Origin of the sequence: Enterobacter sp. Res13-Sevr-PEC09-46, assembly GCF_015672585.1 — a bacterium.
Classification (GTDB): domain Bacteria; phylum Pseudomonadota; class Gammaproteobacteria; order Enterobacterales; family Enterobacteriaceae; genus Enterobacter; species Enterobacter hormaechei_C.
Genome location: NZ_JADABR010000025.1, coordinates 1 through 19,300, shown reverse-complemented (window position 1 = coordinate 19,300; position 19,300 = coordinate 1). Strand labels below are relative to the sequence as shown.

The following is a 19,300-nucleotide window of genomic DNA, read 5'->3' as shown; positions in this document are numbered from 1 at the left end:
AAAATGTGCAGTAAATCACATGGCTAAGTAAAAATTTGACGTCAGCCATTGAAGTGCTTCACCATAGCCCTCAGTTTATTTCGAAGCTCGAAAATAAGGGAGTACGAGGTGGTTGCTGATAGTCAGCCAGGGCATATCGATCAGATCAAGCAGACCAACGCGGGTGCCGTTTATCGCCTGATTGATCAGCTTGGTCCGGTTTCGCGTATCGATCTTTCGCGCCTGGCACAACTGGCACCCGCCAGTATTACCAAGATTGTCCGCGAAATGCTGGAAGCCCATCTGGTTCAGGAAACAGAAATTCAGGAGCCGGGCAGCCGTGGCCGTCCGGCGGTAGGGCTGGTGGTGGAAACGGAAGCCTGGCACTACCTGTCGCTGCGGATTAGCCGCGGGGAAATCTTCCTCGCGCTGCGCGACCTCAGCAGCAAGCTGGTGGTGGAGGACCGGCTGGAACTCCCGCTTAATGCAGAGCAACCACTTCTCGATGCCATTCTGACCCACATCGACCAGTTCTTTATTCGTCACCAGCAGCGTCTTGAACGTTTAACGGCGATTGCGATCACCCTGCCGGGAATTATTGATACCGAAAATGGCATTGTGCACCGCATGCCGTTTTATGAAAACGTCAAAGAGATGCCGCTGGGCGACGTGCTGGAAAACCACACCGGTGTGCCGGTCTACATTCAGCATGATATCAGCGCCTGGACGATGGCGGAGGCATTGTTTGGTGCCTCCCGGGGCGCGCGCGACGTAATTCAGGTGGTGATTGATCATAACGTTGGCGCAGGTGTGATCACCGACGGGCGTCTGTTGCATGCTGGCAGCAGTAGCCTGGTGGAGATCGGCCATACGCAGGTCGATCCGTACGGAAAACGCTGCTACTGCGGTAACCATGGCTGTCTGGAGACGATTGCCAGCGTCGAAAGCGTGCTGGAGCTGGCGCAGGTGCGGCTCAGCCAGTCGATGAGCTCCACGCTGCACGGTCAACCGTTAAGCGTCGAGGCACTGTGCGCTGCGGCAAGGCAGGGCGATCTGCTGGCGAAGGACATTATTACCGGCGTGGGCAATAATGTCGGGCGCATTCTGGCCATTATGGTGAACCTGTTTAACCCGCAAAAAATACTGATCGGCTCCCCGCTCAGCCAGGCGGCGGATATCCTCTTTCCGGCGATTTCCGCCTGCATCAATCAGCAGGCGCTTCCCGCGTACAGTAAAAACATCGTGGTCGAAAGTACGCAATTTTCCAACCAGGGTACGATGGCCGGCGCCGCGCTGGTAAAAGATGCGATGTACAACGGCTCGTTACTGATTCGTTTGCTACAGGGCTAACTCTTTTCCAGAGATGTACGAAAAATTGCGCTATCTCAAGCCCGGTAGCGCACGCATCCCGTAGACTTTCCCCACTGAATTATTTACCTGGTTTATATTTTGAAGCATACCCAAGAGGTGGAATGAGTCATGCTTAAGCGTTTCTTTATTACTGGTACGGATACGTCTGTCGGGAAGACAGTCGTATCCCGCGCGTTACTTCAGGCCCTGGCGGCAAGCGGTAAACGCGTTGCAGGATACAAGCCGGTTGCAAAAGGCAGTAAAGAGACGCCAGAAGGGCTGCGCAATAAGGATGCCCTGGTTCTGCAAAGCGTCTCGTCTCTGGAACTGCCTTATGATGCCGTTAATCCTATCGCCTTAAGCGAAGAGGAAAGCAGCGTCGCTCACAGTGGGCTTATCAACTACAGCCTGCTTTCTGATGGCCTGGCAAATCTGAGTGAAAAGGTTGACCACGTTGTCGTTGAAGGGACCGGCGGCTGGCGCAGCCTGATGAACGATTTACGTCCCCTTTCCGAATGGGTGGTGCAGGAGCAGTTGCCGGTGATTATGGTCGTGGGCATTCAGGAAGGGTGCATCAACCATGCCTTGCTGACGGCGCAGGCTATCGCTAATGACGGCCTGCCGCTGATTGGTTGGGTGGCGAACCGTATTAACCCGGGCCTTGCGCACTACGCTGAAATCATCGATGTGCTGAGCAAAAAGCTGCCTGGCCCGCTGGTGGGCGAACTGCCTTATCTGCCCCGCGCCGAGCAGCGCGAATTAGCGCACTACATCGATCTCTCGGCTTTCGGCGGTATGCTGGCCGTAGATCGAGTCGTGGCGTAGCGTTCTCGACAATACCGACGCCACAACACAGGCAACCAGCAAACCGGGAAGTAAAAAATACTGCCCGGTCATCTCACATACCATCAAGGCCGACATGATTGGCGCATGCGTTGTGGCGGAGAGCAGCGTCGCCATACCCGCCAGTCCGAGCAGGATCGCCGTCTCAGAGCCAGGAAACCACAGCGCAAAGATCTGCGCAAACAGCATTCCCGTTGCCATACCGACAAACAAGGTTGGCGTGAACACGCCTCCCGGCGCGCCGGACCCGCTGCTTGCCAGCACCGCCAGCAGCTTGCAAATAAAGACGCCAGCAATCACCGACAGCAGCGGCGGTGACTGCAAAAACGCCTGAACCACGCTATAGCCATTCCCCCATACCTTCGGCGTTAGCAGCGACAGCAGCCCGACGATCAGACCACCCAGCGCCAGCTGCCACGGCGGTGAAAGTTTGAGACGCAGAAACAGCCTGTGGCTGGCCGCCATCAGCCACATCAGCAGCGGGCCGCAAACGCCAGCCAGCAGACCCACGCCAACGATCAGGAAATAATCCACCGCTGTAAGCATCTCGCTGAGATGGACATCATATAGCGTATTCGCGCCGGGACTTAACAGGCGCGTGGTCAGCAGGGCCACTACAGCAGCAATCACCACCGGGCCGAGGGAGGCCAGCATCAGCGTGCCAAACAGGATCTCTGCGATAAACAGGCTGCCCGCCAGCGGCGCATGATAGGCGCTGGCCATCCCGGCGGCGGCACCGCAGGCGATCCACAGTTTCCATTCGGATTTCGGCGTACAACGTTGTGCAAAAAAGGAGGCGGCGAGGGCAGCAAGCAGGATCATGGCGCCTTCACGGCCGATGGCGCTGCCGCTGGCGACCACCAGCAACGACGCGAGGGATTTCACCAGGCTGGCGCAGTAATCAAACTGGCCGTCACCCGTCTCAAGCGCTTCCATATAATCGGTGGGGGCGTGGGGACGTTGTGCCGTCATGCGCTGCCATCCCCACAGTAGCATTCCCGCGGCCAGACCACCCAGCGCAGGCGTCAGCGCCCGCCGCCAGGGTGATAACGCGGCTGCGGCGTTCACCAGACTTCCGCTTTCGTTGCTGAGAAATAGCCACTCCAGCAGATACATGCTGTGGCGGAACACCGCAACGGCCAGCGCCGCCAGCACGCCGGTGACGGTAGCAATCAGGAGACGACGAAACATCGCGCGGATGTCGGGGTAAGCGTGAAGACGTTGCATGAAGTCGTGATTTAACGGGGACGATACAATATTGTGGCGGTAAATCGGGAGGTTAGCAAAAGGTATGCGTGCGGAAAAAGGCCGGGCAGTACCCGGCCTGAATGCTTAACTCTCGCTATGAATATTCAACGCCCGGCGCGTACGCCCTGAGCTCAAATACTCCGCAATATAATCCTGGGATATTTCGCCGTTATAGCGTCCGTCCTCGTCCACAATCGGCATCCAGCTGGTGTTGCTCTCATACAGGCGAGAAAGCACCACGCGCAGGTTATCCTCGGCCTTACCGGTCATGCGGAACGGATGCAGAATATCCCCGCAGCTGCCGCTGGCGTTACGCGCTTCGCGGCGCTTCACAAAGCCGAGCGGTTTGCCGTGCTCATCAACCACGGTAATGGCGCGAATATCGTTGTCATCCATGGTGGCGAAGGCCTCCGGCAGCGGCGTCGATTCGCGTACCGTAATGGTAGGCTGCTGGTCGGTGACGTCGCCCGCCGATACCAGCAGCAGGCGTTTCAACGTCCGGTCCTGACCAACAAACGAGCCAACAAACTCATTCGCGGGTTTCGCCAGCAGCTCGTCCGGGCTGGCGCACTGCACGATACGTCCCTGACGGAAGACGGCAATACGGTCGCCCAGCTTCAGCGCTTCGTCAATATCGTGGCTCACCAGCATCACGGTCTTTTTCAGCTTGCGCTGCATCTCCAGGAACTGGTTCTGGATCACCTCACGGTTAATCGGGTCGACCGCGCCGAACGGTTCATCCATCAGCAGGACCGGAGGATCCGCTGCCAGCGCGCGGATGACGCCGATACGCTGCTGCTGACCGCCGGACATTTCGCGCGGATAGCGGTGAAGGAATTTATGCGGATCCATTGCCACCATATCCATCAGCTCTTCGGCACGGGATTTACAGCGCGCTTTATCCCAGCCCAGCATGCGCGGCACGACGGTAATGTTCTCTTCGATGGTCATGTTGGGGAACAGGCCAATTTGCTGGATCACGTAGCCAATGTTGCGACGCAGGGTCACGGTGTCCATTCCGCTGGTGTCTTCGCCGTTAATCAGGATCGTCCCGCTGCTTGGCGTAATGAGACGGTTGATCATCTTCAGGGTAGTGGTTTTCCCGCAGCCGGACGGGCCGAGCAGCACGCACATTTCCCCTTCAGGCACGTTCAGGTTGACGTTGTCGACGGCCTTAAACGTCTGGCCGTGTTTCTGTGAAAATTGTTTGGTGAGGTTTTCCAGTTTTATCATTATCGAATCCCCTTCGGAGTCAGTACCACCTGCAAACGGTGCAGCAACCAGTCGAGCACAATCGCTAAAAGACAAATCATCAGCGCGCCCGCAATCAACATACGAATATCACTCCCGCCAATACCGTTAAGCAGCAGCAGGCCCAGCCCGCCCGCGCCGATCACGGCGGCAATCGCCATGACGCCGATGTTCATCACCACGGCGGTGCGGATGCCGCCAAAAATCACCGGCAACGCCATCGGAATTTCCACCCAGCGCAGACGCTGCCAGAAGGTCATGCCGATGCCGCGTCCCGCTTCACGCAGGCCCGGCGGCAGGCTGTCGAGCGCCGTGTGGGTGTTACGCACAATCGGCAGCAGCGAATAGAGGAACACTGCCGTAATCGCGGGCAGGGCGCCAATGCCCTGACCGATCAGCGAAAAGAGCGGGATCATCAGGCCGAAAAGCGCAATTGACGGGATGGTGAGCACAATGGTGGCAATCCCCAGCACCGGCGTTGCCAGCCATTTATGGCGGACAATTAAAATGCCCAGCGGCACGCCAATAATAATCGCCAGGCCCACGGCGAGCGCCACCAGCCACAGGTGTTGCAGCGTCAGGGTTAAGAGATAGTCCCAGTTGTCGAGAATATAGTGAATCGTCTCCATAGCGCCTCCTACAGCAACTGTTTGCTACGCAGGAAATCACGGGCGACCTGCTGCGGTGACTGATGATCGATATCCACCTTCTTATTCAGTTCGGTGATAACGTCGTTATTGAGCTGGGCTGATAGGGTGTTCAGCGCCTCCTCCAGCCCCGGATTAGCCTCCAGCGTGTCTTTTCGAACAACTGGCGTCACGGCGTAACTCGGGAAGAAGCCTTTATCATCTTCCAGCACTTTAAGATCGAAGCCCTTTACGCGCCCGTCGGTGGTGTAGATCAACCCCGCATCGACAAACCCGTCGCGCACCGCGTTATAGACCAGACCCGGATCCATCTGGCGGATCTGCGGGCGGTCCAGCTCCATGTTGTAGGCTGCCTGCAACGGTTTCATCCCGTCGCTGCGCCCGGCAAATTCCAGGTCAAGGCCCAGCAGCCAGTTGTTATCCGGATCGGTTTTACGGATCTGCTCAATCTTTGCCACCATCTCAGACATGGTATTGATATGTTCAGCCTCGGCGCGCTTGCGCTGCATGGCAAAGGCATAGGTATTGTTCATATCGGCAGGTTTAAGCCACACCAGACCGTGCTTCGCATCGAGGCGTTTCACCGTCTCGTACGATTCCTGCGGCGACATGCGTTTGTTGATGTGGTTGAAGATGATCAGCGAGGTGCCGGTATACTCCCAGGTCATATCAATCTGCTTGTTGATCATCGCGTTACGGGAAATCACCGTTGCAATATTGGTCTGAGGCTGTACCTGAAACCCTTTCTTTTGCAGATACTGCACGGTCATGGCCGAGAGAATGTGCTGCTCGGTAAAGCTCTTGGTGGCCAGGATCAGCGGCGCGGCGAGCGCCTGGCTGGTGAAGAGCGCGGCGGCGCATAGCGCCGTCAGGCCGGAAAACAGTCTCATAGAAGCTCCTTGTTATAATTATCGCGCGAGATGCGGGCTCAGTAATCGGCCCAGTGCCGCCAGCAGCGTATCCAGAATCAGGGCGAACAGGGCGGTGGCCGCCGCGCCCAGGATCAGCGTCGGAAAATCATTCAGATAGATCCCAGGGAAAATCAGCTCGCCGTAGCTGCTGGCGCCAATCAGGAATGCCAGCGGTGCGGTACCGACGTTAATCGCAGTGGCAATGCGAATACCGGAAAGCATCACCGGCCACGCGTTAGGGATCTCAACCTGACGCAGGCGCTGCCATTTGGTCATGCCGATACCGTTTGCCGCTTCCAGCAACGACGCGGGAACAGAGCACAGCCCGGCATAGGTGTTACGCACAATCGGCAGCAGAGAGGCCAGAAAGAGGGCGATAATGGCCGGTTTATCACCGATGCCAATCACCACCATCGCCAGTGCCAGAACGGCCAGCGGCGGCAGGGTGTTGCCCACGTTAAAGATTTGCATCACATATTCGGCGATACCACGCGCGGCCGGACGGCTCAGCAGAATACCGCTTGGAATGCCCACCAGCAGGGCAAAGAACATTGATGAAAAGACCAGAATCAGGTGCTGTTGCCCGAGGTAAATCAGGTCAACCTGGCGCGCCTTAATCGTTTCCAGTCCTATTCCCCAGGTGAGGAGAGCGAGAACCACGATAATCGCGCCGACAAAAAGCAGCGAACGTTTAAGTAATGGGTGCATTGCGGTGTGTCTCCCTGTGCGCATGCGTTATAGCAACCACCGGTTGCCTGTTGTTATGCCATGTTTCGGCAGGGGTACTTCACCTATAGCAAGCGAAACGGAAGGGTTCCAGCGAAGGGGGTAAATCAGTAACCCTATGAAATTAGTGACAACCTGAGTGAAGCCTTATGGCATAAGGGCTGTCAGTGGGCAGGCAGAATAGTCTTAAAGAAGCACGCCTTACGTGACAACGTCACATAAGGCGTGCTGATTATACCTGTCGACTGAGCGCGGCGCGCACCTTGCGTACGCGCCACGAAATGCGGACGATAGAGAAGGCGGCGACGATTACCAGCAACAGGCCCAGCGCCAGCATCGCGTGGAATCCAAACTCTCTGAACAGGATCAGCCCCGCGATCCCGCCGCTGATAAAGGAGAAAAGGGTAGTTAAATGGGTTTTGAGCTGACTCTTTTGCGCGGCCGTATCTTTGGAGTAATCCCGGCGCAGCATGGCGACCATAACGGAGGCCAGCGAAATGCCCGCATCGGTCAGCGTGCCGGTGATGTGCGTGGATCTCACCCGACCGCCGGATAGTTGAGTGGAGGTGGAATTATGAATTCCCATCAACCCGCACAGGAAAATAATAATCTCCTGATTCGTGGCGAAGGAGTGAAAATACATTTCGTACAGGGATACCCCGGCCAATAATAGCCCTTCAACAAACAGAACCTGGCTGAATACCAGCCTGACGTTATGGATAATCCCCCAGATAACAATAATCCGCGCAGCGATGGCGCCTGAGACAAACGAAAGAATAATGGCGCCAAAGAAAAGAATATCGCTGAGATCGGTGGAGGAAACTTCGCTGGATAGCTGCGAGGTATTGCCCGTCATATGCGAGGGAAAAAAACCGAACGCGCCCAGCGCAATGGCATTCAGCAGTCCCGCGGAGGTCGCCAGCCAGAGGGCAAGACGACGATCCTCCTGATGCGTTCGTTCTTTCTTTAATTTAATCAGCAAAGAATACCTCCGGTTTGAGCTTTGCCTGAACGCTCAAGCTAACAAAGCGATGTCGCTGGCTGACCAGGATATTGCTTAATTATTATTTCAACGGGAGGTGAGCGAGGTTTTGTAATTAAATAAAACAACCCTGTTAATATAATGCCTTATTTCCGATGGCGCGACGTCGTAAAAGTCAGCACCCCTGCACTCAGGAGTAATATGCTGCTTAAAGCGAAGGTGCTCTGCCAGCCAAAGGTATCAAACACCACGCCACCCGCCGTTGAGCCAAGCGCAATAGAGAGTTGAATCACCGCGACCATTAGCCCGCCGCCAGCCTCGGCATCTTCCGGTAACGTACGGGCTATCCACGTCCACCAGCCCGTGGGGGCCGCAGTTGCCAGCATTCCCCAGAAACCTAACAGCAGGGCCACGATCCACAGGCTGTCCCCGGTGAGCATTAATACCCCTGCAATCAGCGCCATAAGCAGCGGTATGGCCATTAAGGTGAGGTAAAACGCGGCATTCAGGACCAGCGCGACGATCAGCGTGCCGATGAAACCTGCGATACCGATAGTGAGCAGGATCAGCGATAAGCCGGAAGGACTGACGTGGGTGACGGTTTCGAGGAAGGGGCGCACATAGGTAAATAACGCAAACTGTCCCATGAAGAACAGGCCGCACGCCATCAGACCCACCGAAACCGCAGGCTGGTGGAGCAGGCGAAATACGCTTTTACGTGGCGACGGCCGCTGGTTCCTGCCCATGTTGGGCAGGCTAAAATATTGCCAGATGAACGCCACAATCGCCACAGGAACCAGGCAAAGAAACGCGCCGCGCCAGCCAATGGTCGAGCCGAGATAACTGCCCAGCGGGGCGGCGACCACTGTCGCCAGCGCGTTGCCGCCGTTAAAAATCGCCAGCGCACGAGAGACCTGATGCTGAGGCACCAGCCGAATGGCGGTGGCAGCAGACATCGACCAGAAACCGCCGATGGCGATGCCGATCAGCGCCCGGCCTGCCATATACATCAAAGCGTTTGGGGCGAAGGCGATAATGATCCCTGACAGCGCCATCAGGACGGTCATGCCTGAAAGAAGATGTTTGCGATTCATATTCCCGGCAAGCCGGGAAAGAAAAAGGCTGGTCAGGACAGCCAGCGCACCAGAGAGGGCGATCCCCTGGCCAGCCGTCCCCTCTGTCACCCCTAAATCTCTGGCGAGGGGCGTGAGCAGACTGACGGGCATAAATTCCGAGGCAATGAGGACAAAAACGCACAGGGTCATGGCAAAAATACCGCCCCAGTGTGCACGCTCAGCATCACGGGATGAGCTTTGATTCAGTGTGGACATAGGTGTAATTCACGGCGAAGAGAAGATAAGCCCCCTGATTGCCGGGGGCTAAGAGAATTAATCCAGACTGGTTTTGAAAAACTGCCCGAACTGCGCGAACGGGATTTTCCCTGCGACGTTATCGTAGAGATCAACGTGATTCGCACCGGGAACAATCACCAGTTCCTTCTGTTTGCTGCCGACAGCTTTAAACGCATCTTCCGCAAAATAACGTGAGTGCGCGTTTTCACCGGTCACAATCAGCGTTGGGATGGTGATCTCCCCGGCATAGCTCAGCAGCGGCATATTCATAAAGGACAACGGCATGGTCGCGGTCCATGCGCCGGTGGAGTTTACGGAACGGGCATGGAAGCCGCGCGGCATACGGTAGTAATCATAGAACTCTTTCAGTACCGGATGCGGATCGGCGGGCAATGCTTCCGGCAGAATACGCCCGGCCGCCGTTACCTTACCGTTTTCATCGACATAAATATCGTGGCCGCCATGGGCGAAGGTGCCGCTTTCAGCATCTTTCCAGCGTTGCGCGTTCAGATACTGCAACACGGCCCGGCGATCGGCCGCTGAATAACGATCTCTCCCGTCGCCCACGCCGTGACCCATCGCGCGGCTCATATCGTACATTACGCTGGTGGCGACCGCCTTCACGCGGGTATCCATGGATGCCGCGTTCAGCGCCATACCGCCCCAGCCGCAGATCCCGAGAATGCCGATACGGTTACGGTCGACTTCTTTCTGTAATCCGAGGAAATCCACTGCGGCGCTAAAGTCTTCGGTGTTGATGTCAGGGGAGGCAACGTTACGCGGCTGGCCGCCGCTTTCACCCGTGTAGGATGGGTCGAAGGCCAGGGTCACGAACCCCTGTTCAGCCAGAGTCTGGGCGTAAAGACCACTGGATTGTTCTTTTACCGCACCGAACGGTCCACTGACGGCAATCGCCGCCAGCTTCTGGTCGCCGCTGTTCCTGGGAATGTACAGATCGCCGACCAGGGTGATCCCGTATCGGTTCTCGAACGTCACCTTGCGGTGGTCGACTTTATTGCTCTCGGCGAAGGTCTTATCCCAGGTTGTCACCATCGAAACGGGGGCGGCAGGATTTCGTGATTCTGCATAACTCATTGTTGTCACTCCACTTAATGATGCGCATAGCAGCAGCGCAACGGACAGTTTTTGGGTGAATGTTTGCATAAGAGGTACCGTGTGTTGTTGTAATGCGGTCATTATAGTTAGCAGAAATAGTGCTGATTAGAGGCCAAAGGCTGCTAGGATTAATATCATATTGTTATGAATTGATGAGGCATGATGGCGAAGCGGGAAAACTACAATGAGCTGTATCTGTTTATCCAGGTGGTGCGGGAGGGAAGCTTCACGGCAGCCGCGCAACGGCTCGGGCTGGCACAATCCGGGATCAGTCGATCGGTTCGCGAGCTGGAAGAGCGGCTGGGCGTTCGGCTTCTGGTGCGTACCACGCGCAAACTGTCGCTGACCCATGCCGGGGAGCAACTTTACCAGACCGCTGGTTCAGCCTTTGATGCGCTCGATACCGGGCTGACCAGACTGGCGCATTACCGCCAGACGCCATCCGGCACGGTGCGCATTAATGCCAGCCAGCACGCCATCGAAAAATGCCTGCTGCCAAAGCTCGCTATCTTCAAACAGCGTTACCCGGATATCCGTCTGGAATTGATGAATGAGAGCCGGTTCGTGGATATCATTGCCGAGCGATTCGACGCGGGCGTCCGGCTTGGGCCGGAGGTGGGACAAGGAATGATTGCCGTGCGCATCACGCCCGATATGGAGATGGCTGTGGTTGCCGCTCCGGCGCATTTTCGGCGCTATGGTTTCCCGCAGACGCCCGCCGATCTGGATGCTCATCCCTGCATTGCCTACCAGTTTGCCGACGGTAACCACTATCAATGGGAGCTTGTTCAGGACGGGAAGCATGTTACTCACCGCCCGGAGGGGCAATGGGCCTTTTCCGACAGCTACATGGAGGCCGAAGCGGCCCGGCTGGGACTCGGGCTGGCCTATGTCCCGGTTGAGCTGGTGGCTGACGATCTGGAGCGTGGCACGCTTATACGCGTCTTACAGCGCTACAGCCTGCGGATGGACGGACTGTACCTCTATTATCCACACCGCAACGTATCCCCGGCGCTGAGAGCGGTGATTGATACGCTGAAAATTTAGGGTGCCTCTTCGCTACGGTCTATACAGCCCCTACGTTTGTGATACGCTACTATTTTATATAGCGCAGCTCAACTAAGGCTCTGAAATGACAAAAATAATGCCAGAATATACGGTAGTTGACTTATCACGTTGGGCAAGAAAGGAACACTTTGAAGTATTTCAGGGCTTTGCTCAATCTACATTTAACCAAACGGTTCAGCTGGACATTACCGTGCTGCTAAAGCATATCAAAGAGGTTGGCTGGAAATTTTATCCTGCGATTATTTCCCTTATTTCTGACGTCGTAAACCGGCATCCGGAATTCCGTATGGCCATGAAGGATGATGAGCTTGTAATATGGAATGAGGTTCATCCAAGCTATACCCTTTTCCATAAAGAAACGGAGACATTTTCATCGTTATGGAGTCATTACGATGGAAATATTCACCATTTTCAGCGCGTTTATGCAGAAGATGTCGCCCGCTATGGCAATATCCTTGCTTATTGGCCTAAGGAAGAGTCGCGGGAAAATATATTCTTCATATCGGATATTCCGTGGGTCAGCTTTAGCAGTTTCAACGTCAACGTCGCTAACATGCGGAATTTTTTTGCGCCCATGTTCACGTTTGGAAAATACTATAACCAGGATGGAAAAGTCTTGTTGCCTTTCGCCGTTCAGGTCCATCATTCTGTCTGTGACGGTTTCCATGTGGCCAGGCTGATCAACGAGTTACAAGAGTTGTGTGATAATTTACCGCACCATTCAGAGGCGCTCAACGTGTGATTCACGTGTTTTTAACATACGCCTGACGAGGGGAAATAATGGAACCGAATTTTACGCCAGAACAGATTGAAATGATTAACCGCATTGTTTTCGAGCAGATCGAGATCATGCATGAGAAAGTAGCTGAAATAATCGCAGATACAGAGACGGTGGCGCATCAGCGCCTGAAGGATAACGGGATCACTACGACAGATTTCTATCCTGCAAATAAAAACTTCCTGATGATGACCCTTGTACAGGATCTGATAGATAAAGTGCACGGGGGCGATAAGGACCTGGCCAAAACAATGATAACCATGGAAGCAAAAAGGCTGAATATCAGCGTAAACGTTGAGGCGGACAAATCAAGATAACAGGACGTATTTTCAGGGTTACGGTTGATGAATATAAGGTTCAGCCGACCTTAATAAAGCCGCGAGCCGTTTCCGGCCCGCGGCGGCAGGACAGGTGATGAGACGTTCTGACAATCAGGCGGCTTTGACGGCCCGGATTTTTTTGCTGCTGTCCGCATCTGATGCTGTTTTATCCGTTTCAGCATTGAGCTCGGGAAGCTTGCTGGTACGCAGGATATGCTGCACGGACTCTTTCTGCTCGGCGAGATAAAGACCAAGGTTCTCCGCCTGCGTTTCATCCATCTGCATTCCGCTTTGCAACAGCCAGTCGGTAAACGCTTCTGCCATATCGAGCAGCTTGTCGTGAGCGTCAGCCTCTTTCTTACTGGCAAATGTCATTTTTTCTTCACCTTTTCTTACGACAACAAATTTTGTTTCAACAGCCATTGTGCACCCCCGTATACTGTAATTATATACAGTATAGCAGTTGTGACGTTGTGTTGCAGCAAAAATGTGCGAGCCTGGCCTGCACAACGGGTGGACAAGCCAGGTGCTGTTATCGGTACAGCGTTTTTTCGACAATCGGGATCAGCAAAGTGGACTGCCATTCCGCCAGCGTCAGCTGGGCAAGTTTACCCAGCGCGGTGTAGAACGGATGGGCCGCGTTTTCAACGAATACGCTAAGGAAACGCGTGCTCCATGGCAGCAGATGCCAGGCAAGAAGCTGGTCGCGTTCTGTTTCGCGACCGTTCTCGGCAAGCCATGCCGCCAGCATCAGCAACGTTCCGAAATGATCTTCGGGCTCATTCTGCTGCATCTCAAAGGCGATATGGTTTTCACGCATCCACTGACGCAACGCGAGGGTCGAATCGCCAAACAGCACGGACTCGCGATCAAGCCAGACCGAGCCCCACGGGGGGGCGGGCAGGGCATACGGGCCAATAAACAGACGCTGCCAGGCGTCTTTCAACGCTTCATCCGATGGGGTCTTAAACATACTGGCGACAGGCAGCAGATTTTCCTCCGCCAGCGGCCAGTCCTGAACCCAGTCACCTGCGGTCAGGGCACTCACCAGCGGCGCGGTCTGCTCGCTGTCTGGAGCGAAATAAAACAGCGCGCCCAGTACCCGGGCGCTGAACGCGAACGATTCGCGGTGTGAGACGTCATTCATTACAACTTTCCTTACTTGCGCGCGGGTAGCCCCGCGCACCTGTGTTAACCTGCAATTGCTAACCCTGCGGTCATATGCAGACCATAAAATAGCCCACGGCCAATCAGTTCACCCAGCGCCACCAGCACGACACCTGCAAACAGGCCGAGCGTTTTTGGCTCCTGACGACGAATCAGCGGGCAGATCCAGCAGCCTAAACCCGCCGCCAGCAACGCGATGCGCCATACCTGAAGCGAACCATAATCCGGAAGCAGGGCGTTAGCCTGCTGGATGGAACTCTGTATTGTCCCCAGCGTATTGCTTTGCAACACGACGACCGCAACGCAGACGATAAGTGCCAGTGCGCTGACTGACGCGGCAAGAGTACTTTTGAATGTCACGTTTGCAACGCGCAGCAGCAGCGCGGCCAGCAGAGGACCAGCCAGAACCATCGTCAGGAAGAAGCTCAGCGTGGTGTAACCCGTATACCAGGTCGGGACAGTCTCAATCTGATAGACCCGGGTCATCGCCCAGACAAAAACGATGCCCAGGATCTGGCTGACAACCAGCCAGATTTTGCCCAAAGCTGGGGGCATTTTACCGATAACCGACACCAGCCACCAGAAACCGCCCACGGCAAAGAAGATCGAACCCGCCGCGATCTCATTACTCAGCGCTGACGCGCCCACGCGGTTAAGCGAGTTGAAGGCACGCAGCGGGGAGCCAAGATGCAGTACCGAGGCCATAAACCCAATACCCATTACCAGCCAGAGAAAAAACAGGCTGCGCACGATGCGCATGCTGGCCTTGTCATCATTTTCCTTAAGCCAGACGAAGCCCATCACGATTAACGCGCCGGCCACGCACTGCCCGAAAACGGTGAAGATCACCAGCGGCCATTCATGCCATCCACTTCCCATCTCACACCTCCTTCGGGTTTGCCAGGTAGCCGGTGGTGTCACCCGTCGGACGGCTGTTGGCGTTAGGTTTAATCACAATACTCGGCTTCGTGAAGTGCGCAGACGGCAGCGGCGCGACGGCAGCAAGCTGACCGTGTTTTTTGCGCAGCTCTTCAATCGGGCCAAAGTCCAGCGCGCGCAGCGGGCAGGATTCGACGCAGATGGGCTTTTTGCCGTCCGCCACGCGGCTGTGGCAGCCGTCGCACTTGGTCATGTGGCCTTTGGCGGCAATGTACTGCGGCGCGCCGTACGGGCAGGCCATGTGGCAGTAGCGACAGCCGATGCAGACATCCTCGTCCACCACCACAAAACCGTCGTCGCGCTTGTGCATTGCCCCGCTCGGGCAGACCTTGGTGCAGGCCGGATCTTCGCAGTGGTTGCAGGCAATCGACAGGTAATAGGCGAAGACATTCTGATGCCAGACGCCGTTGTCCTCCTGCCAGTCGCCGCCTGCATATTCATAAATACGCCGGAAGCTGACGTCCGGGGTCAGGTCTTTGTAATCTTTGCAGGCCAGCTCGCAGGTTTTACACCCGGTGCAGCGGCTGGAATCAATAAAAAATCCATACTGGGTAGTCATCGGTTAATCCTTATGCCTTCTCGATCTGCACCAGGTTCGTGTGCTGCGGGTTGCCCTTCGCCAGCGGTGACGGGCGGTGCGTGGTCAGGGTATTAATGCAGGAGCCGTGATCGACACGATCGCCATTCATGTTGGCGTCATGCCAGGCGCCCTGGCCCATCGCGCTTACGCCGGGCATGATGCGCGGGGTGACTTTCGCGGCAATACGCACTTCGCCGCGGTCGTTGAAGACGCGCACCCTATCCCCGTTTTTGATTCCACGTTGCTCAGCATCCACAGGGTTAAGCCACACCTCCTGGCGACAGGCGGCCTGGAGCACATCCACGTTGCCGTAGCTGGAGTGGGTACGGGCTTTAAAGTGGAAACCGAACAGTTGCAGCGGGAATTTGCTGCGCTCGGGCGCGTCCCAGCCTTCAAAGGTTGAGGTATAGACCGGCAGCGGGGTGATGGTTTCGTCTTTTTGCAGTTCCCAGGTTGCCGCGATATCCGCCAGCTTGCTGGAGTAGATCTCGATTTTGCCCGACGGGGTTTTCAGCGGATTGGCATCCGGATCGTCACGGAATTTTTTATAGGCCACAAAATGTCCGTTAGGATCTTTGCGCTTATAAATACCCATTTTTTTCAGCGCATCGTAGGATGGCAGCAGCGGATCTTTGGCGACCATTTTGGCGTACAGGTAGCGCAGCCACTGCTCCTGCGTACGGCCTTCGGTGAATTTCTGATGGATATCCGGTCCGAGGCGTTTCGCCACTTCACTCATGATCCAGTAGATGGGCTTGCGCTCGAACTTCGGGGCGGTAACCGGCTGGAGAAAAATCAGGTATCCCATGTTGCCGGCGTAATCGTTGGGGATGATATCTTCCTGCTCGACGGTCATCAGGTCCGGCAGAACAATATCGGCATACTTCGCGGACGAGGTCATAAAGTTGTCGATGACGACGATCGTTTCGCACTTGCTCTCATCCTGCAAAATGTCGTGAGTTTTGTTGATATCGGAGTGCTGGTTGATGATGGTATTACCCGCGTAGTTCCAGATGAACTTGATCGGCACATCGAGCTTATCTTTGCCGCGTACGCCGTCGCGCAGGGCGGTCATCTCCGGTCCACGCACGATGGCATCCGTCCAGCTGAAGCAGGAAATTTGCGTTTTCACCGGATTTTCCGGCAGCGGCATGCGTTCGATGGTGATGGTGTAGGTCGATTCGCGCGCGCCGCTGTTGCCGCCGTTAATGCCGACGTTGCCGGTCAGGATCGGCAGCATGGCGATGGCGCGGGACGTTTGCTCCCCGTTAGCCTGACGCTGTGGGCCCCAGCCCTGGCAAATGTAGGCCGGTTCCGCCGAACCGATTTCACGGGCCAGCTTAATGATGCGATCGGCAGGGATGCCCGTTATGCGAGACGCCCACTCCGGGGTTTTCGCGGTTTTGTCATCACCCTGGCCGAGAATATAGGCTTTGTAATGACCATTAGCCGGTGCGCCTTCCGGCAGGGTTTTTTCGTCATAACCCACGCAGTATTTATCGAGGAAAGGTTGATCGACCAGATTTTCATTAATCAGCACCCACGCAATACCTGCCACCAGCGCGGCATCGGTGCCCGGACGAATCGGGATCCACTCGTCTTCACGCCCTGCGGCAGTGTCGGTGTAGCGCGGATCGATAACGATCATCCGCGCGTTTGACCGTTCGCGCGCCTGCTCAAGGTAGTAAGTGATCCCGCCGCCGCTCATGCGCGTTTCCGCCGGATTATTGCCGAACATCACGACCAGTTTGGTGTTTTCGATATCCGATGTGCTGTTGCCGTCGTTGCTGCCGTAGGTGTAGGGCATTTCGCAGGCGATCTGCGCGGTGCTGTAGGTGCCGTAGTGGCTGAGGAAGCCGCCGTAGCAGTTCATCAGGCGCGCGACCAGCGAGGCATAAGGGGAGGAGCGGGTGATGTTGCCGCCTACAATTCCGGAGGAGTAGTTAATGTAGACCGCTTCGTTGCCGTATTTTTCGACCACGCTTTTCAGGCTCGCGGCGATGGTGTCCAGCGCTTCTTCCCAGGTGATACGCTCAAACTTGCCTTCTCCGCGTTTGCCCACGCGTTTCATCGGATAGTTCAGACGGTCTGGGTGATTAATGCGACGGCGAATTGAACGGCCTCGCAGACAGGCGCGAACCTGATGGTTGCCGTAAATATCCTCGCCGGTATTATCCGTTTCAACCCAGTAGACTTCGTCATCGCGAACGTGCATCCGCAGGGCGCAGCGGCTACCGCAGTTCACCGAGCAGGCGCCCCAGACGACTTTGTCTTCTGCGGGCTGAATAGCGGTCTGCACAGCGGCGGCGGCGCTTTTCAGACCAAAAGGTAATGCGATCCCACCGGCGGCAAGCGCCAGGGATCCTATGGCAGTAGATTTAACCAGAGTTCGACGGCTTATACCGCCGTGATGTTCAACTTCGGACATAACTCACCCCATCATTGTTAATAATTATTTTCACCCGTGACTACAACCGGGCTAATGATGGGGGGAGTGTTACTTATTTAGAGGTATTAAATATTAATCCTCGTCAAATCAGGGGAATTGAGTGGGAAAATCATTGCGGCTCAGCGGGCGCATTCTCTTGCGTACCTGCGCCGCTCACCGGGTAGTTGCCGCTACTGGTGCGGGTGTACAAAATTTTGAAAGTATCGTTGGCACAATGCCCAACGACCTGCGCATCCGGCTGATCGGCCTGATCGTTCGGGACGATGTTCAGGGTAAAGCCAGACTCCGGTACGCCGTTGTTGATAATCTTCTGCTGAATGTCGCTTTTCACGCGCTCGCAGGAGTCCGGGGCCGCAAGAAGAGCGGGTGAAGCACTCATTAACAGCAGGGCGGTAATCCAGGGTAACCGTTTCATCTGTAGCTCCTTTTCACTGTGTGGACTGTAAGCATAGCAGGGTTAGGGTAAGCTTTTGTTTTTGGCCCTGTCTTTCTGAATTGTCCTGGAGCCCTGCCTGCGTCATAAAATAAATTGCGAATAATGGTGCTGATTGTCTACCAGATAAGAAGGCAGGGTGCGTTTTGATACTTCTTGCCTGACCAGTTTTCGGTCTCGTCCCCAGATATCTTCGGCGTTAGTGATAACCTTCATAATATGTTCCGGGTTATTGAATTCCGGCAGATCGTATTCGGTATGAGAAATGGTAGACATTTTTTCGGAAATTCTTTCTGGGGTCATTACCCAGGAGAAATGCCAGCCGCCATCTTTCACAACCTTATTATTGATTTTTAGCCAGTTCCATTTAAACCATGACCAGTTTTTATCTTTGCGCGCACGCTTCCAGTTTCGGAAAGATTCAGGTTCACCGTGGAAGAAATGCTTAAGGTTGTAATAGGACGTTGCGCGGGGCAAGGTACATTTTCTCGGCGTACCATCCGTGTTGTGAACCTGGAGATTAAACTGATAGTTGAACACGTTTTGATGAATAGTCGTGCAGAGCGCGCGCGGATTAATGGCCCTGACCGTGTCGGGAGAGAAGATTTCGTCAACGTCTGACACCAGAATCAGATCGTCGTCTGCCGCGTCCTTTAACCCGTTCATAATGGAGTTGCGAAGCGCTGCTTCATTTGCCCAGGCATCAACCAGGTTATTATCCGCACGGTTTAAAATAGGCTGCGCGCTGAGAGATCCCCTCATAATTTCCCCAAAACGTAACCATGTGTGAATAGATTTTGAGTAAGCAGGGTTGCAGCCACGAGTGAGTCTTCCCTTGTTATTGTGTAGCCAGAATGCCGCAAAACTTCCATGCCTAAGCGAACTGTTGAGAGTACGTTTCGATTTCTGACTGTGTTAGCCTGGAAGTGCTTGTCCCAACCTTGTTTCTGAGCATGAACGCCCGCAAGCCAACATGTTAGTTGAAGCATCAGGGCGATTAGCAGCATGATATCAAAACGCTCTGAGCTGCTCGTTCGGCTATGGCGTAGGCCTAGTCCGTAGGCAGGACTTTTCAAGTCTCGGAAGGTTTCTTCAATCTGCATTCGCTTCGAATAGATATTAACAAGTTGTTTGGGTGTTCGAATTTCAACAGGTAAGTTA

21 protein-coding genes are annotated in these 19,300 nt (G+C 55.2%); 5 read left to right on the top strand and 16 right to left on the bottom strand.

The window, feature by feature from the left end; all coding sequences use genetic code 11:
• The first annotated feature begins 108 nt into the window (after positions 1–108).
• Entirely contained in the window at positions 109–1,329 is a 1,221-nt protein-coding gene (gene mlc / locus IMQ56_RS17080; RefSeq protein WP_003857451.1) for a sugar metabolism global transcriptional regulator Mlc, read from the top strand.
• Positions 1,330–1,458: 129 nt separating this feature from the next.
• Positions 1,459–2,154 carry a dethiobiotin synthase gene (gene bioD / locus IMQ56_RS17075; protein WP_015570628.1) on the top strand — a complete coding sequence of 232 codons (696 nt, stop codon included), beginning with the start codon at positions 1,459–1,461 and terminating at the stop codon, positions 2,152–2,154.
• Here the strand turns inward: bioD and clcB are convergent.
• From clcB to IMQ56_RS17035, 8 genes are all read right to left on the bottom strand, one after another.
• Entirely contained in the window at positions 2,089–3,399 is a 1,311-nt protein-coding gene (clcB, locus tag IMQ56_RS17070; protein WP_196063567.1) for a voltage-gated ClC-type chloride channel ClcB, read from the bottom strand. The genes bioD and clcB overlap by 66 nt on opposite strands.
• A 105-nt stretch (positions 3,400–3,504) precedes the next feature.
• A complete protein-coding gene (osmV, locus tag IMQ56_RS17065; protein WP_003857446.1) occupies positions 3,505–4,653 on the bottom strand; it encodes an osmoprotectant ABC transporter ATP-binding protein OsmV in 1,149 nt (382 codons plus the stop codon).
• Positions 4,653–5,300 (bottom strand): osmoprotectant ABC transporter permease OsmW, encoded by a 648-nt coding sequence (osmW, locus tag IMQ56_RS17060; protein WP_006808875.1) that lies wholly within the window; start codon positions 5,298–5,300, stop codon positions 4,653–4,655. The genes osmV and osmW overlap by 1 nt, the downstream gene beginning before the upstream one ends.
• Before the next feature lie 8 nt (positions 5,301–5,308).
• Positions 5,309–6,208, bottom strand: a complete 900-nt coding sequence (gene osmX, locus IMQ56_RS17055; RefSeq protein WP_017694085.1) for an osmoprotectant ABC transporter substrate-binding protein OsmX — start codon at positions 6,206–6,208, stop codon at positions 5,309–5,311.
• Between the two features lie 18 nt (positions 6,209–6,226).
• Positions 6,227–6,937: an osmoprotectant ABC transporter permease OsmY gene (gene osmY, locus IMQ56_RS17050; protein ID WP_003857442.1), complete on the bottom strand. Its 711-nt coding sequence runs from the start codon at positions 6,935–6,937 to the stop codon at positions 6,227–6,229.
• Positions 6,938–7,187: 250 nt separating this feature from the next.
• Positions 7,188–7,937, bottom strand: a complete 750-nt coding sequence (locus IMQ56_RS17045) for a YoaK family protein (RefSeq protein ID WP_017384553.1) — start codon at positions 7,935–7,937, stop codon at positions 7,188–7,190.
• 146 nt (positions 7,938–8,083) lie between these two features.
• Positions 8,084–9,268, bottom strand: a complete 1,185-nt coding sequence (locus tag IMQ56_RS17040) for an MFS transporter (protein ID WP_196063566.1) — start codon at positions 9,266–9,268, stop codon at positions 8,084–8,086.
• A 57-nt stretch (positions 9,269–9,325) separates the two neighbouring features.
• Entirely contained in the window at positions 9,326–10,453 is a 1,128-nt protein-coding gene (locus tag IMQ56_RS17035) for an alpha/beta hydrolase (protein ID WP_196063565.1), read from the bottom strand.
• Between the two features lie 114 nt (positions 10,454–10,567).
• Between IMQ56_RS17035 and IMQ56_RS17030 the strand changes: the two genes are divergently transcribed.
• From IMQ56_RS17030 to IMQ56_RS17020, 3 genes are all read left to right on the top strand, one after another.
• Complete coding sequence (locus IMQ56_RS17030) at positions 10,568–11,452, top strand: LysR family transcriptional regulator (RefSeq protein WP_017384550.1); 885 nt, start codon at positions 10,568–10,570, stop codon at positions 11,450–11,452.
• Between the two features lie 85 nt (positions 11,453–11,537).
• A complete protein-coding gene (gene catA / locus IMQ56_RS17025; protein WP_015570622.1) occupies positions 11,538–12,215 on the top strand; it encodes a type A chloramphenicol O-acetyltransferase in 678 nt (225 codons plus the stop codon).
• A 38-nt stretch (positions 12,216–12,253) separates the two neighbouring features.
• The gene (locus IMQ56_RS17020; RefSeq protein WP_017694081.1) at positions 12,254–12,568 is read left to right on the top strand and encodes a hypothetical protein; all 315 of its coding nucleotides are present in this window, start codon (positions 12,254–12,256) and stop codon (positions 12,566–12,568) included.
• 114 nt (positions 12,569–12,682) lie between these two features.
• Here IMQ56_RS17020 and IMQ56_RS17015 read toward each other — a convergent pair whose 3' ends face one another.
• From IMQ56_RS17015 to IMQ56_RS16980, 8 genes are all read right to left on the bottom strand, one after another.
• A complete protein-coding gene (locus IMQ56_RS17015) occupies positions 12,683–12,994 on the bottom strand; it encodes a YebG family protein (protein WP_017384548.1) in 312 nt (103 codons plus the stop codon).
• Positions 12,995–13,103: 109 nt separating this feature from the next.
• Complete coding sequence (gene dmsD, locus IMQ56_RS17010; RefSeq protein WP_017384547.1) at positions 13,104–13,718, bottom strand: Tat proofreading chaperone DmsD; 615 nt, start codon at positions 13,716–13,718, stop codon at positions 13,104–13,106.
• A 44-nt stretch (positions 13,719–13,762) separates the two neighbouring features.
• The gene (locus tag IMQ56_RS17005) at positions 13,763–14,617 is read right to left on the bottom strand and encodes a dimethyl sulfoxide reductase anchor subunit family protein (RefSeq protein WP_032648194.1); all 855 of its coding nucleotides are present in this window, start codon (positions 14,615–14,617) and stop codon (positions 13,763–13,765) included.
• 1 nt (position 14,618) lies between these two features.
• Entirely contained in the window at positions 14,619–15,236 is a 618-nt protein-coding gene (locus IMQ56_RS17000) for a DMSO/selenate family reductase complex B subunit (protein WP_196064102.1), read from the bottom strand.
• A gap of 10 nt (positions 15,237–15,246) precedes the next feature.
• A complete protein-coding gene (gene ynfE / locus IMQ56_RS16995) occupies positions 15,247–17,685 on the bottom strand; it encodes a selenate/tellurate reductase subunit YnfE (protein WP_196064101.1) in 2,439 nt (812 codons plus the stop codon).
• 130 nt (positions 17,686–17,815) lie between these two features.
• Entirely contained in the window at positions 17,816–18,121 is a 306-nt protein-coding gene (locus IMQ56_RS16990; protein WP_003857424.1) for a DUF1161 domain-containing protein, read from the bottom strand.
• 102 nt (positions 18,122–18,223) lie between these two features.
• Positions 18,224–18,901 carry a benzoate transporter gene (locus tag IMQ56_RS16985; protein ID WP_230326220.1) on the bottom strand — a complete coding sequence of 226 codons (678 nt, stop codon included), beginning with the start codon at positions 18,899–18,901 and terminating at the stop codon, positions 18,224–18,226.
• Positions 18,898–19,300, bottom strand: a 403-nt coding sequence (locus tag IMQ56_RS16980) for a transposase (protein ID WP_157900903.1), incomplete at its 5' end; no start/stop codon positions are given. The genes IMQ56_RS16985 and IMQ56_RS16980, both read right to left, overlap by 4 nt.